Source organism: Streptomyces sp. NPDC093149 (assembly GCF_044754145.1).
Lineage (GTDB): Bacteria > Actinomycetota > Actinomycetes > Streptomycetales > Streptomycetaceae > Streptomyces.
Genome location: NZ_JBIVON010000003.1, coordinates 480,460 through 493,809, shown reverse-complemented (window position 1 = coordinate 493,809; position 13,350 = coordinate 480,460). Strand labels below are relative to the sequence as shown.

Sequence of the window (13,350 nt, the reverse complement as noted above, 5' to 3'; positions counted from 1 at the left end):
TTCAGCGGGTACGGAAGCCGGCGGTACCGGTCCCGGGGCCCGTTTCAGACGAGAGCGGGCGCGGCGCCGGACGCCGTCGTGGTCTCCGGGACGACGTCCGGGACCGCGACGGGGTGACGGCGGAACTCGCCCACACCGGGCAGCGGCGCCGACGGCACCAGGCCGACGGTGCGCGGCTCCTTCGCGTACCGGGTGAACCAGACCACCTTGCCCTCGGCGGTGCGGCAGGTCCCCCAGCTGTCGCTCAGCGCCATCACGCGGCTGAGGCCGCCGCCGCCGGAGCTGAGCAGTCGCGGCATCTCGGAGCCGTTGTCGGCGACGGAGACCGTGAGATGCCGCCCGGACCAGCGGAGTTCGACGACGCAATTGTTGTCGTCACCGACATGCCGGTGGACATTGGTCAGCAGCTCCTCCACACCCCGGCACACCGGCCGGATGTGAAGTTCGAGACTCCAGTGGCGGAGGTGCGCGGCGATTATTCGCCGCAGTTGGGAAACACGCTCTGCCGAAACCTGGAGTTCGACCAGATAGTGCCGGTCGAGTTGAACGGTCATCGTCGAGGCTCCTCACATCGAGGCCCACTGACTTCGCCTCATTGAACCAACGACCCCCCGAACACGAAGAGTGAGCGGATGTCACTGATAGGTCACTCCACAGAGTGACCCGGCAGAGCCGGTTGCGCAACACAGGACAGGGCGGTCCGGCCGTTCGGGTGAATCGGTCCAGGTCAGAGCAGGTACGGCAGCAGGGTGTCCGGGGTGAGCGGAAGGTTGCGCAGCCGGACGCCGGTGGCGTGCCGGACGGCGTTGCCGACGGCCGCCGCGGCACCGACGATGCCGATCTCACCGATGCCCTTGCTGCCCATCGGGTTGAGATGCGGATCCTCCTCATCGATCCAGTGCACCTCGATCCGCGGCACGTCGGCGCAGACCGGCACGTGGTACGAGGCCAGATCGCTCTCGGTGAAGTCGCCGAAGACGGGATCCATCGTGCTGCCCTCGGTCAGGGCCATGCCGATTCCCATGGTCATTCCACCGATGAACTGGGAGCGCGCGGTCCTGGAATTGAGGATGCGCCCGGCGGCGAAGACACCCAGCATCCGGCGCACCCGCACTTCTCCGGTGCGGGAGTCGACGGCGACCTCGGCGAAGTGCGCTCCGAACGCGTGGCGCGCGTAAGGGGATTGTTCGGAGGTCTCCTCCTCGGTGTCCGCGAGGGCCGTCAGCCCCTCGGCGGGAAGAGGGCCGGTGCGCTCGCTCAGCTGCCGCAGGAGAGCGGTGGCCGCCTTGTGCACGGACCAGCCCCAGGAGGCCGTGCCCGAGGAGCCTCCGGCCAGTGGCGCGTCGGGCAGGTCACTGCTGCCGATGTCGATGCGGACGTTCTCCACCGGGGTGTGCAGCACGGAGGCCGCGATCTGCGCGAGCACGGTGCGGGCGCCGGTACCGATGTCGGTGGCGTTCACCCGGACGCGGTAGGAGCCGTCGGGTGCCGCGTGCGCCGAGGCGCTGGAGGCCCCGATGTACACGGGGTAGGTGGCCGAGGCGACCCCCGTGCCGAGCAGCAGCGGCCCCTCCTCGTGGACCGCGGGGCGCGGATCGCGGTCGTACCAGCCGAAGCGCGCCGCCCCCTCCTCCAGGCAGGCCGCCAGGCCGCGGCTGCTGAACGCGCGGCCCGAATCGGGTTCGTTCACCGGATCGTTGCGCAGGCGCAGTTCGACGGGGTCCATGCCGAGGGCCGCGGCGAGTTCGTCCATGGCGGATTCCAGCGCGTACAGGCCCGGGGCCTCGCCCGGTGCGCGCATCCAGGAGGGACTCGGCACGTCCAGGGCGGTCACCCGGTGGGCGGTACGGCTGTGGCCCGATCCGTACATGACGCGGGTCGGTACGGCTGCCTGCTCCACGAACTCCTTGAGGGTGGAGGTGTGGGTGACGACCTCGTGGATGACCGAGGTGAGGGTGCCGTCGAGTTCCGCGCCCAGCCGGACGCGCTGCAGGGTGGGGGCACGGTGGCCGACCACGGCGGCCAGCTGGCGCCGGGGCAGGACGATCTTGACGGGCTGTCCGGTGTGGCGCGCGGCCATGGCGGCGAGGACGGTCTGCGGGCGCGGGGTGCCCTTGCAGCCGAAGCCGCCGCCGACGTGCTCGGAGACCACGGTGACCTGCTGCGGCCGGAGTCCGAACGCGGCGGCGAGACTGTCGCGGACCTTGGTGGAGCCCTGACTGGAATCGTGGACGATCAGTCGCCCGTCCTCGGTCCACCGGGCGGTCGCCGCGTGCGGCTCCATGGGGTGGTTGTGCAGGGCGCCGACGGTGTAGGTGGCATCGACCTGCACGGGCGCCGCGACGAAGGCCCGGTCGGCGTCGCCGCGTTCACGGACGGCGGGGTAGTCCCCGTTGACGATCTCCGGTGTGTAGAGGCCGGGGTGGTTCTCGGTCAGCACGACGTCGTGCGCCGCGCTCTCGTAGTCGATGCGCAGCGCCTCGGCCCCGGCACGGGCGTGTTCGAGCGTGTCGGCCACCACGAGTGCGATGTGCCAGCCCCGGTGCGGGACCCGGTCGTCCTGGAGGAGGGCGAGGATCGGGTCGTCGGGCTGTTTCAGCGCCGGGGCGTTGTCATGGCTGAGGACGGCGCGCACACCCGGCAGGGCCAGTGCCGCGGCGGTGTGGACGGCGCCGACGCGGCCGCGGGCGATCGTGGCGGGGACGGGCCAGCCGTACAGGCAGCCCTCAGGGGTGTGTTCGGCGGCGTAGCGGGCGGTGCCCGTGACCTTGTCCCGGCCCTCGCGGCGGACGACGGGGGTGCCCAGTGGTGGAGGGGCCTGGCTCATGACGGGGTCCTCACGTCTGCGGGTCGTGTCTGCGGTTGCTCAGCTGCGGGCGGCGAGTTCGGCCAGTGCCGTGACGGCCAGGCTGCGGGCGAGGCCCACCTTGAAGGCGTTGTCGCGCAGCGGCCGGGCCGCGGCGAGTTCGGCGTCCACGGCCTGTGCGAAGGTCTCGTCGGTGGCCGGTGCGCCCCGCAGCACGTCCTCGGCGGCGTGTGCGCGCCAGGGCCGGTGTGCGAGTCCGCCGAAGGCCAGCGCCGCGTGCTCGATCCGGCCGTCGCGGATGCTGAGCACCGCGGCGACGGAGGCGAGGGCGAAGGCGAACGAGGCACGGTCGCGGGCCTTGCGGTAGAGGGAGCCGGCGCCGTCCGGGCGCGGCGGCAGGACCACTTCGGTGAGGAGCTCACCGGCCCGGATCTCGGTGTCCTGTTGGGGGGTGTCGCCCGGCAGCCGGTGGAATTCGGTGGCGGGTACGGTCCGTTCGCCGTCCGGTCCGCGCAACTGGAATGTGGCGTCGAGGGCGGACAGGGCGACGGCCATGTCGGACGGGTGGGTGGCGACGCAGTGTTCGGAGTGACCGAGCACCGCGAGATCCCGGTGGGCGCCTTCACGGGCGGGGCACCCGCTGCCGGGCTCCCGCTTGTTACACGGTTTCGTGGTGTCCTGGAAGTAGGGGCAGCGGGTGCGCTGCAGCAGGTTGCCGCCGGTCGTGGCAGTGTTGCGGAGCTGCCCGGAGGCACCCGACAGCAGTGCCTGAGACAGGGCGGGGTAGCGGGTGCGTACCGCGGGATGGGCGGCCAGGTCGCTGTTGCGTACGGTGGCACCGATGCGCAGGCCGCCGTCGGCGGCCTCGGTCACCCGGTCCAGGGGCAGTCGGCTGATGTCGACGAGCAGGGCGGGTGTCTCGACCCCGAGCTTCATCAGGTCGACGAGGTTGGTGCCGCCGCCGAGGAAAGCGGCGCCGGGGTGCGCGGAGCCCTCACGGACCGCTTCGGCGGCGGACCGGGCGCGGAGATAGGCGAAGGGTTTCACGGCGCCACGTCCTCGATCGCCTCGACGATGCGGGGGTAGGCGCCGCAGCGGCAGAGGTTGCCGCTCATCCGCTCGCGGATCTCGGCGGCGTCGAGCGACGCGGGGGCGGTCACGGTGGCGGCAGGTGCGGTGACGTGGGACGGGAAGCCGTCCGCCGCCTCACCGAGCAGGCCGATGGCCGAGCAGATCTGACCGGGTGTGCAGTAGCCGCACTGCAGGGCGTCGCGGCCCAGGAAGGCTTCCTGGACGGGGTGGAGGCGGTCGCCGTCGGCGAGGCCCTCGACGGTGGTGACGCGGGCGCCGTCGTGGGCCACGGCGAGCAGCAGGCAGCTGTTGGCGCGCCGCCCGTCGACGATGACGGTGCACGCCCCGCACTGTCCGTGGTCGCAGCCCTTCTTCGCTCCGGTGAGGTCCAGGTGCTCGCGCAGGGCGTCCAGGACCGTGGTGCGGTGATCGAGCGTCAGGGTCCGCTCGGTTCCGTTGATGTGCAGGGTCAGGGTGGAACGGTCGGCGGTCGCTACCGGCTGTCGCGCGCCGTCGTCCCGCCCGTGTGAGGGGTCCACTCACTCGCACCTTTCAGGGGTGGCCTTTTGCCCGTTTTCTACCAGACGGATCGCCGCTTCCCGCTTCATTGCTCCGTCGCCGGGCCGTGGTCCGCCGACCGGCTCCGCAGGCGCAGCCGCACCTCCTCCTCCTGGTCTCCGGAGACCGTCCCGACGACCCGTACGTCGAAGGCGTGGGCCAGGCTCCTGCGGAGGCGTTCGACCGCCCAGTAACCGCCCAGCACGTCGACCGATACGGGCGCACCGAGCGAGACCGGCCCCGAGACCACTCGCTCCTCGCTGACATCGACGGTCGCCACCCATGCGGTGGGGCGCCTCTCCGCGAGTTTCCTCGGTACGTCGACCGATGCCCGATCGGTGGTGAATGCGGCCCTCAGCGCGTCGAAGACCATCCGCGCGTCGCCCGTGTCGCACCCGCTGATGACGACCGTGACCTCCTGACCGTGCAGGGCCTGCTCCGACTGCCTCTCCTTGGTGCTGTTCACCGCGGCTCCTTCCGCTCGGCATGGTGGGACGATCCACGCGCCGGGGGAACCGCAGGTGCGGACCGGGCCCTCGGCGGCCATCTCCGCCGCGTGGGTCCCGAAAGCGTGTGCGTCGTGGCACGCCCCGCGTCCAACCGGACACCGCGGGCCGAATGCCGGTGGGCCGGCCGTCGACCGAGCGGATTCGGCGCTCCCCTGGCCTCCCTCCGGCGATTCGAGGATCATCTCCAGGCTCGCCCCACGGCCGGTCGACGGCGACACGAGGACGTCCACCGGCAAAGGGCCGGGAGCCCGAGCCGGGTGACCGACACCGGCTGCCCTTGTGTGATCAAAACGCTTTTAGCTTTATATCCACTTAAAATATGAATTCCTGTCCCATATCGAGTGATGCCTCCGCCTCGGGGTATTCGGGAGGCATGGACGTATCGAACGGAGACCTCGGTTCACTGGCCCTCGACCTCGCCGACGGGCGGGGCGCGACCGGGGCGGTGATGGGCATTGTCGGAGTGGCGCTGGTGGGCATGCTGATCGGTGCCGTGTGGCTGGGCAGGCGGCGTCGCGACCAGGAACTTCCTCCACCCCGGCCCGAGGAGCAGCCGCCGCGGCCGGACCACCGCAGCCACATCGAGCAGCGCGATGTCCACGGCGACGACAGCTTCCCGCCCGACGGACGCGGCCTGTCCCCCTACGAGCTCGGCGACCACGGGAGCGAGACCATCCATCGCGACAGCGACGAGCGGCGGGACTGACCTGCCGGAGGCCCGGACGTCTGCCGCGTGTTGCGGGAGCGACCGCCCGCGGAGAGGCTGGTGAGGGTCGACGGCCGTCGGCACACGCGGGCCGCAGAACCGATGAAGGCAGTAGGACCATGACCGGAAGCCATCCTGGAGCGGTGTCGATGCCGGCCCCGCTGACCGGATCCGCAGCGCCCTGCTGGGTCAATCTCATGACTCGCGACCTGGAATCGGCGCAGGCGTTCTACGCCGCCGTGCTGGGCTGGTCCTTCCGGCCGGGCAGGCTGGGGCAGGAGTTCTCCGTCGCCCGCCGCGGCGACGTGCCGGTCGCCGGCATCGGTGCGGTGGCGGCGGCGTACCGGGTGGCCGTTGCCTGGACCCCCTATTTCGCGGTTCCCGACGCGGACGCGGCCGCCTCGCGCATCCGTGAGCGCAGCGGGACGGTCGCGGTGGGGCCGCTGGCGTTCGGCAAGGGGCGCGGCGCGCTGGCCGCGGACCGCGACGGTGCGGTGTTCGGCATCTGGGAGCGGACCGAGCCGTCGACCTCGCCGCCCGCACCGGACGGCCACTCGCACGCCTGGCTGCGGCTGCACACCAGGAACGCCTTCGATGCCGCGATCTTCTACGGCGGAGTGCTCGACTGGGCGAGCGGACGTCCGGGTTCCTGCGAGGTGTCGTACGAGACGGACGAGGTCATCGTCGACTGCGACGGGCGGCAGCTCGCCCGGATCAGCTCCGGCGCGGTGGAGGCCGCACCGGATCCACTGGTCCGCCCGCACTGGCAGGTCTATTTCCCCGTCACGGATCTGGCGGCCACGGTCGAGGCGGCGCGGCGCAACGGCGGCTGCCTGGTCGAGCAGAGCGCGCTGGGGGAGGGCGGCGAGGCGACCCTGCTGGACCCGGACGGCGGGCTGTTCACGGTCACGGACGTCCGGGGCCCCGTCGTGAGCGGTTCCGGCTGAACGGATGGCCCCGTGCGGCGGTCATTTCCGGCGTTCGCGCGAGGAGCGGGCCATCGCCCGCGCCGGGAACACCAACCAGCAGACCAGGAACCACAGCGCCATGGCGCCGACCAGCCACAGGGCGAGCGAGTTGTGCAGGGCCACCCGCAGGATGAGCAGCAGCGCGGAACACATGGTGCAGAACAGCAGGACCAGTCCGAGCAGGGTCAGCCGTGAGGCCCAGGCGACCGTCTGCGGCTTGAGCCGTCGTCCGGTGAGCAGACGGTGGTAGGACACGGGTCCGATCAGGGCGGCGGCGGTGGCGGATCCCAGCATCACGGTGATCACGTAGATGGTCCGGTCGGCGGCCGACAGCTCGGCGAAACGCGGCTGGAAGACGACCGCGAGCAGGAAGCCGAACAGGATCTGGACGCCCGTCTGGGCGACCCGCAGCTCCTGGAGCAGTTCCGCCCACTGCCGGTCCGCCCGTTCCTCGGACGTCTCGTGCCGGCCCGGGTCGCGGCGCCCGCCGCCGGGGAGGTGATCTGCCGGGGTCACCGTATGCCTCCGTCCCGATACGCGGAGTACTCCACCTTCCCCCTGCCCCCACCGTAGACCTCGGGGCGGACACCCGCCGGGGTCTCGACGACCGGCACGGCCCCGCCTAGGATCTTGAGTACGGCATCGCGCGTCGGTCACCGGCCGGGTGAGGCGTGGAGGTGCCCGTGAGATGCCCGTTGGAGGCATTCCACAGTGTCAGTCGAGTTGAACCACACCATCATTCACGCCCGGGACAACCGGGAGTCCGCCGAGTTCCTGGCAGACATACTGGGTCTGGAAGTCGGCGCGGAATGGGGCCCGTTCATACCGGTCGCCACCGCGAACGGGGTCACCCTGGACTTCGCGACCATTCCCGAAGCGTCGATCGTCATGCAGCACTACGCCTTCCTCGTCTCGGAACCGGAGTTCGACACGGCGTACGCCCGCATCAAGGAGCTCGGGATCACGTACTACGCGGATCCCCATCAGAAGCATCCGGGCGAGATCAACCACAACGACGGTGGCCGAGGCATGTACTTCCTCGATCCCGTCGGTCACGCCATGGAGATCATCACGCGGCCGTACGGGGGCTGACCCCGTAGCACGGCGTTCGGGAGAAGGGAGCCGGCCGGGATCCGCACGCGGGCCCGGCCGGGCCCCTGCGGGCCGGATCAGGCGATCGGCAGCACCAGTTCGGGCCGGTCCCACATCACGGCCGGAGGGCTGGCCGCAAGGGTGCCGGTGCGCCGGGCGCCGACGCTCCTGTAGAAGCCCTCGGCGGGCGGATGCGACACGATCCGGACAGCGGTCAGACCGGTGCGCCGCGCCTCGTCGCGCAGGTGCCCGATGAGCAGCCGCCCGATGCCGAGTCCCTGCGCAGCGTCGGCGACGAACATGAGGTCGAGCTCCGGCGGGGCGAGGACCAATGAGTAGAACCCGAGGAGCCGGTCCGTGCCGTCCTCGACGGCCGCGAAGACCCGATGGGTCTCGATGTAGTCGGGTCCCACCCGATATCCGGCGACCATGGCGGCGTAGGGCCCCTCATAAGCACGCGAGGTCCTGACCAGCCGGGTGAGCCGCTTGGCGTCCCGCACGGTCGCCCGTCTGATCCTTATGGCCTCGCGGCGCACCCCATCCAGGGTAATGCTCGATGTCATGCAGGGAGTATTACGCATCCGGAGTCGCAGCGCTCGTTCCCCGATCCGCGGCCCCGGGACTACGACGGACGGTGCGTGGCGCGCCACTCCTCGACGACTGCGTCGATGTCGAACGGCCGGAGGTTCAGCAGCGGACCCGGTGGCGGCCGCCTGACGGCTGCCCGGATCTTCTCGTTGACCTCGGTCAGCATGCGCCGCACCTCCGCCTCCGTCCGCGCCCCGGACACGGCTTCGGCCACGTCCTCCGCCTCTTTGCGCAGCGCCAGGGTCGGCGGGAGCACGGACACTCCCTCCCGCTGCATCTTCCGCTTGATCCACCAGGTCTCGTCATAGGGGGCGTCGAGACCGTCGAGCGGTTTGCCGAAACCCGGCAACTGCGAGAATTCGCCGCGCTGCTCGGACTCGCGGATCTGTTTGTCCACCCATGATTCGAAGCTGACGCCCGCAGGCTTGCGTTCGGTCACCGTAGGCCCCTCTCGGAGATGCGCAATCCGGCACCTTCACCATACCCAGGGCCGGCGGGGCGCCCGCCGCACCGCGACCGTCGCTCCACAACGGGCGCCTGCGCGGCGTCACTTCGGAGGTCCGGGGCGCTCCCCCGAGCCGTTTCAGTGCGCATGCGCTCCGGACTTTTCGGTTCCGCTCTCCTGGGGCTCGGCGGCACCCTTCTCCGGCGCCACGCGCACGGTGAACGCCGCGGTGCGCACCTTCCCTTCGTGCCGGAAGTCGAGGAAGAGCCGGTACGTACCCGCGCTGGGCGCCGTCGCCGAGAAGGACACCACGGGGCCGGGGCCGCCCTCGTTCGGATGGACGTGAAGATAGGCCAGGTCGCCCGAGCGCAGGGCGACCAGGTGCCCGTACGCCCCGAGATAGGGCTGCAGATCGGTGACGGGCCGGCCGTCCCGGCTGACGGTCAGCTTCAGTTCACCGCCCCGGCCGGCACGGAGTTCGCCGTCGAGTGCGACACGGTAGCCGTCCACCTCGGCGGTGGCGCGCGGGACCGGCAGCGCCGCGGGACGGTACGTGCCGGAGACGGCCAAGTCCGCTCCGAGCGTGAGGTTCTCGGCACCTTCGGCGGCGGGGGTGAAGTCGGCGAACGCCCGGTATCCACCGGCCTTGGGCAGGTCGACGGGGGTGGCCCAGGTTCCGTCGGCCGCCCGGACCGGATGCAGGTGCCGGAATTCGGTGAGGTCGCTCGAAGCAAGGATGAAGTGGAGTTCCTTGCCGTGCTCGCGCCGGTAGTCGGTGACCTTGCGACCGTTGTCGTCCGTGATCGCGAATCGGATCCCGGTCCGGTCCCCGGCTCGTATCGTGGGCGTTTCGAGGGCCAGCGTGTAGCCGCCGTCGGAGATCTGCAGTCCGCCGGCCACGCGGCCCGATGCCCCCTTCTCCCCGCCCTCCTCCCCCGCACCGTGCTCGGCGTGCCGCTGCGCGGGGCGGTCCTCCGCCGCCACCAGCGGGTCGAGGCCCCGGCCCACGCCGTACGCGGTACCGAAGGTCGCGGCGAGCGCGGCGGCGAAGGCGGTGATCCTCAGTGCGTTGTTCATGACGGTGTCCTCCAGCGGGTCCACGGGAGGCAGCGCCCCCCCGATGGACTCCAACATACCCCCTGGGGGTATCAAGTCAACCCAGGAGTACGCGAGGCCACCTCTCACCGCTCCCGCGAAGAACCCGCCGAGGAAACAGGCCGGGGACCGGAATCCCGGCGCTCGGCTCAGGCCGGCACCACAAGCCCGCTGCGCAGGCGCTCCACGACGGCCTGCGGAACCCTCAGACCGTCGCGCACATACCCGTCGAGGCCGCCCCACCTCTCGTCCATGGCGTCGAGCGCCATGTCGAGATAGCGGGGGCGGACCTCGATGATCGCGGACGCGATCTCCGGATCGCCGCCCGCGTCGAGAAAGTCCTGTACGTACGGCGCGTAGGCGACCCGTACGACCGGATTCACGGCGAGGAACTCGGACCGCGCCACGTCCCGTGACGCACCGAGCAGCATCAGGAGCAGCGCGGTGGCCCAGCCGGTACGGTCCTTGCCGGTCGTGCAGTGGAACAGCACCGGGCGGGCACGGTCGTCGGCGACCGTCTCGACGAAGGCCCGGTACGCGGCGGCGGCCGCCGGTGAGAGCACCATCTGCCGGTAGGTCCCGGCGAACAGCTCCTCCGCCTTCCCGCCCCCCAGCAACTGCTCCGCCGCCACCGGATCGGCCAGCAGCGCGCGCAGCCTGGCAGGGGCCACACCCGGGTTGTCGCCGAGCACATCGGCGACGAAGAGCCTGGCGCCGGGAGGCAACCGGTCGGGTGCCGCCGCGCGCTCGTCGGCGGTCCGCAGATCGACGACGGTGCGGATGCCGAGCGCGGCCACCGCCCTGTCCTGCGCCGCGTCCAGCCCGCTGAGCTGGCCGGAGCGCAGTGCCGCGCCCGGCCTGACCCGACGTCCGGCCTCCAGGGCGATGCCGCCCAGATCCCGCAGATTGACGACGGTGGATGCCGGGACTGCCCTGGCGGTCTGCACGATGAACTTCCCCTTTTCCCGACACGTGGGCGAATTGATCAGATCTGGCCCGATCAAACGTCGCACGCGGTCAGGAATTCGACAAAGTAAAACGCCGCACGGACACCGATCGGGGCCCCCGCGGCAGACGGGGAAGAAAATGAAATCGCCACCACGTCCCCCGGGCCGAAAACACCGGAACGGAGGAACACCAGGTCAGGAAGGTGACGCATTCGACGTGCCGCGTTCCCGGACATCGCGCTCGACGAGAACCCGTGGTGTGCGCGACCGCTCCGAAGGCTGTTGGATTTCCAGCCACCCGATTCCTCATCGCGGTGCGATCGGGGCGGTCCGTCGGAATCCTTCGAAAGGACCCGCACCTCCTTGGGGACGAGCACCTCGGGCGTACGCCCGCGCGAGGGGACCAGTGGACCGGCGCCCGGAGGTCGATGCCGACATGCTCCGCGCTCGCCCCGGCCACGGGTACGCCCTTCCCTCACGGATGGACCGCCGGAGGCATGACATCGACCCTTCGGCGCCGCGCGGTGGTGAACACCGTCGGACGCACAGTCGATCGACTCACAGAGCGACGGCGATGGCCTCGGTCGCCTTCACGCTGGTCCAGACGGCCGTCCCCTCACCGAGCCCCAGCTCGGTCGCCGCTTCGGGAGTGATCTCGGCGACCAGGTCCGGGACCTCGTCCGAGACGATCACCACCCGGAGCCGGCTCCCCACAGCGGTGAGCTCACGGACCGTGCCCGGCCACACGTTGCGAGGGCTTCCGCCGGGCCTGTCGTGGTGCACGGAGACCGCTTCGGGCGCGATGATCGCGAGGGCGGCCGTCCCTTCGGCCAGAGAGTCCGCGACGACCAGCCGGCCGCCGCCGACGAGGGCGAGGGTGCCGTCGGGGGCGGCGGTGCCGGGCCAGGCGTTGCGACCGAGCATCCGGGCGACCCAGGGCGAGCGCGGATGCCGGGTCACCTCGGCCGGCGCGGCGTCCTGAAGGGTGCGGCCCTCGTCGAGCACCAGGACCCGGTCGGCCAGGGACACCGCTTCGACGGGGTCGTGGGTGACGATCAGACAGACGCCGCCGAACCCGGCGAGATGGGTACGCAGGGTGTGCCGGACATGGGCCCGGGTGGTCTGGTCGAGGGCGGCGAGCGGCTCGTCGAGCAGCAGCAGCCAGGGGCGGGCGGCGAGCGCGCGGGCCAGGGCCACGCGCTGGGCCTGGCCGCCGGAGAGCTGGGCCGGCCGGCGGTGGGCGAGATGACCGACGCCCAGCCGGTCCAGCCACTGCCGCGCCTCGCGGCGGGCCTCGGCCCGGGGGACGCCGTGCGCCCGCAGTCCGTACGCCGTGTTCGTCAGTGCGCTCAGATGCGGGAAGAGCGCGCCGTTCTGCGGCACCCAGGCGACCTGGCGACGGTGCGGGGGCAGCGCGGTGACGTCGGTGTCACCGAGGCGCAGCCGGGCGCGGGCGCGCGGGGTGAGGCCGAGGAGGGCCCGCAGCAGGGTCGTCTTGCCCGCGCCATTGGGTCCGACGACGGCGATCGTGGTGCCGGGTGCCGCGTCGAGAGTCAGTCGGTTGAAGCCGGTGACCTCGGCGTGCAGCGAGCGGCGTTGCTGCGGGACCGGGGGCGTCGTGTGGCCCGGCCGGGCGGCCGGCGTGCGTGCTCCGTCCGTGTCGTCCGCGCCGTCCGCGGCGGGTCCGGCGTCGCGCGAGCGGTCGCGCGGGGTCCCGGTCCAGCGCCCGCGCAGCCCTACGAGTACGGCCATGGCTATGGCGAGCAGCAGGAGCGAGACGGAGGTGGCGGCCTCCGGGGAGTCCTGGAGCAGCAGGTAGACCTGGAGGGGCAGCGTCTGCGTGCTGCCCGGCAGGTTGCCCGCGAAGGTGATGGTCGCGCCGAACTCGCCGAGCGCCCGTGCCCAGGTGAGTGCGGCTCCGGCGGCGAGGCCGGGGGCGACCATCGGGAGGGTCACGGTGAAGAACACCCGGGCCGGTGAGGCCCCCAGGGAGGCCGCGGTCTCCTCGTAGGAGGGTCGCAGCCCGGCCAGCGCCCCTTCGAGACTGATCACCAGGAACGGCATCGCGACGAAGGTCGCCGCGACCACCGCGCCCGAGGTGTGGAACGGCAGCGTGATCCCGAAGGTGTCCTCCAGCCAGGGGCCGAGCAGGCCCCGGCGGCCGAAGCCGAGGAGGAGCGCCACGCCTCCCACGGTGGGCGGCAGCACCATCGGCAGGAGGACCAGCGACCGCACGATCGCCTTGCCCGGGAAGTCGACCCGGGCCAGCAGCCAGGCCAGGGGAACGCCCAGCAGGAGCGACAGGCCCAGGGCCCAGAACGAGACGAGCAGGGACAGCCTGAGCGCCTGTGTGACACCCGGGGTGGTGAGATGGGCGCCCAGGTCGGTCCAGGAGGTACGGGCGAGGATGCCGATCAACGGCATCAGCAGGAACGCGACGGCGAGCAGCGCGGGGAGCGCCAGGGCGACAGGGGTACGCGCGCCGGGCACGCGGCTGCGGAGGGCTCTCATCGGAGGTTCCCGGGATCGGTCGGTGGGTGCGGGACTGGCTCGATCGCACGAGGG

The 13,350-nt window shown here is 71.6% G+C and carries 14 protein-coding genes; 3 read left to right on the top strand and 11 right to left on the bottom strand.

Annotated features, from left to right (window positions below):
• Positions 1-44 precede the first annotated feature (44 nt).
• From ACIQCZ_RS12740 to ACIQCZ_RS12720, 5 genes are all read right to left on the bottom strand, one after another.
• Positions 45-554: an ATP-binding protein gene (locus tag ACIQCZ_RS12740; RefSeq protein WP_402281875.1), complete on the bottom strand. Its 510-nt coding sequence runs from the start codon at positions 552-554 to the stop codon at positions 45-47.
• Between the two features lie 173 nt (positions 555-727).
• Positions 728-2,827, bottom strand: a complete 2,100-nt coding sequence (locus tag ACIQCZ_RS12735; protein WP_402281873.1) for a xanthine dehydrogenase family protein molybdopterin-binding subunit — start codon at positions 2,825-2,827, stop codon at positions 728-730.
• Positions 2,828-2,866: 39 nt separating this feature from the next.
• A complete protein-coding gene (locus ACIQCZ_RS12730; protein ID WP_402281871.1) occupies positions 2,867-3,853 on the bottom strand; it encodes an FAD binding domain-containing protein in 987 nt (328 codons plus the stop codon).
• Positions 3,850-4,416, bottom strand: a complete 567-nt coding sequence (locus ACIQCZ_RS12725; protein WP_402281869.1) for a 2Fe-2S iron-sulfur cluster-binding protein — start codon at positions 4,414-4,416, stop codon at positions 3,850-3,852. Before ACIQCZ_RS12725 ends, ACIQCZ_RS12730 begins: the two co-directional genes overlap by 4 nt.
• A 65-nt stretch (positions 4,417-4,481) precedes the next feature.
• Entirely contained in the window at positions 4,482-4,901 is a 420-nt protein-coding gene (locus tag ACIQCZ_RS12720) for a hypothetical protein (RefSeq protein WP_376279922.1), read from the bottom strand.
• A gap of 416 nt (positions 4,902-5,317) precedes the next feature.
• Here ACIQCZ_RS12720 and ACIQCZ_RS12715 point away from each other — a divergent pair, with 416 nt between their 5' ends.
• Together ACIQCZ_RS12715 and ACIQCZ_RS12710 are read left to right on the top strand one after the other, a co-directional pair.
• The gene (locus ACIQCZ_RS12715; RefSeq protein ID WP_402281866.1) at positions 5,318-5,650 is read left to right on the top strand and encodes a DUF6479 family protein; all 333 of its coding nucleotides are present in this window, start codon (positions 5,318-5,320) and stop codon (positions 5,648-5,650) included.
• Positions 5,651-5,769: 119 nt separating this feature from the next.
• Positions 5,770-6,597 (top strand): VOC family protein, encoded by an 828-nt coding sequence (locus tag ACIQCZ_RS12710; RefSeq protein WP_402281865.1) that lies wholly within the window; start codon positions 5,770-5,772, stop codon positions 6,595-6,597.
• Positions 6,598-6,618: 21 nt separating this feature from the next.
• Here the strand turns inward: ACIQCZ_RS12710 and ACIQCZ_RS12705 are convergent, their stop codons facing one another.
• Positions 6,619-7,134, bottom strand: a complete 516-nt coding sequence (locus tag ACIQCZ_RS12705; protein ID WP_402281863.1) for a DUF6328 family protein — start codon at positions 7,132-7,134, stop codon at positions 6,619-6,621.
• A 195-nt stretch (positions 7,135-7,329) separates the two neighbouring features.
• On the opposite strand from ACIQCZ_RS12705, the gene ACIQCZ_RS12700 reads away from it, so the two are divergent.
• Positions 7,330-7,710 (top strand): VOC family protein, encoded by a 381-nt coding sequence (locus ACIQCZ_RS12700; protein ID WP_376272631.1) that lies wholly within the window; start codon positions 7,330-7,332, stop codon positions 7,708-7,710.
• Between the two features lie 77 nt (positions 7,711-7,787).
• Here the strand turns inward: ACIQCZ_RS12700 and ACIQCZ_RS12695 are convergent, their stop codons facing one another.
• From ACIQCZ_RS12695 to ACIQCZ_RS12675, 5 genes are all read right to left on the bottom strand, one after another.
• Entirely contained in the window at positions 7,788-8,273 is a 486-nt protein-coding gene (locus tag ACIQCZ_RS12695; protein WP_402281860.1) for a GNAT family N-acetyltransferase, read from the bottom strand.
• 59 nt (positions 8,274-8,332) lie between these two features.
• Positions 8,333-8,737 (bottom strand): DUF1992 domain-containing protein, encoded by a 405-nt coding sequence (locus ACIQCZ_RS12690; protein WP_402281859.1) that lies wholly within the window; start codon positions 8,735-8,737, stop codon positions 8,333-8,335.
• A 144-nt stretch (positions 8,738-8,881) separates the two neighbouring features.
• Positions 8,882-9,820 (bottom strand): hypothetical protein, encoded by a 939-nt coding sequence (locus tag ACIQCZ_RS12685; protein WP_402281857.1) that lies wholly within the window; start codon positions 9,818-9,820, stop codon positions 8,882-8,884.
• Positions 9,821-9,987: 167 nt separating this feature from the next.
• Positions 9,988-10,785, bottom strand: coding sequence for a tyrosine-protein phosphatase (locus ACIQCZ_RS12680; RefSeq protein ID WP_402281855.1), 798 nt, complete (start codon positions 10,783-10,785; stop codon positions 9,988-9,990).
• A 558-nt stretch (positions 10,786-11,343) separates the two neighbouring features.
• Positions 11,344-13,296 carry an ABC transporter permease gene (locus ACIQCZ_RS12675; protein ID WP_402281854.1) on the bottom strand — a complete coding sequence of 651 codons (1,953 nt, stop codon included), beginning with the start codon at positions 13,294-13,296 and terminating at the stop codon, positions 11,344-11,346.
• Positions 13,297-13,350: the final 54 nt, after the last annotated feature.

Coding starts and splice junctions, on each gene's coding strand:
- ACIQCZ_RS12735 (WP_402281873.1), bottom strand. CDS start 2,827: ATGAGCCAGGCCCCTCCACCACTGGGCACCCCCGTCGTCCGCCGCGAG.
- ACIQCZ_RS12685 (WP_402281857.1), bottom strand. CDS start 9,820: ATGAACAACGCACTGAGGATCACCGCCTTCGCCGCCGCGCTCGCCGCG.
- ACIQCZ_RS12695 (WP_402281860.1), bottom strand. CDS start 8,273: ATGACATCGAGCATTACCCTGGATGGGGTGCGCCGCGAGGCCATAAGG.
- ACIQCZ_RS12715 (WP_402281866.1), top strand. CDS start 5,318: ATGGACGTATCGAACGGAGACCTCGGTTCACTGGCCCTCGACCTCGCC.
- ACIQCZ_RS12675 (WP_402281854.1), bottom strand. CDS start 13,296: ATGAGAGCCCTCCGCAGCCGCGTGCCCGGCGCGCGTACCCCTGTCGCC.
- ACIQCZ_RS12710 (WP_402281865.1), top strand. CDS start 5,770: ATGACCGGAAGCCATCCTGGAGCGGTGTCGATGCCGGCCCCGCTGACC.
- ACIQCZ_RS12740 (WP_402281875.1), bottom strand. CDS start 554: ATGACCGTTCAACTCGACCGGCACTATCTGGTCGAACTCCAGGTTTCG.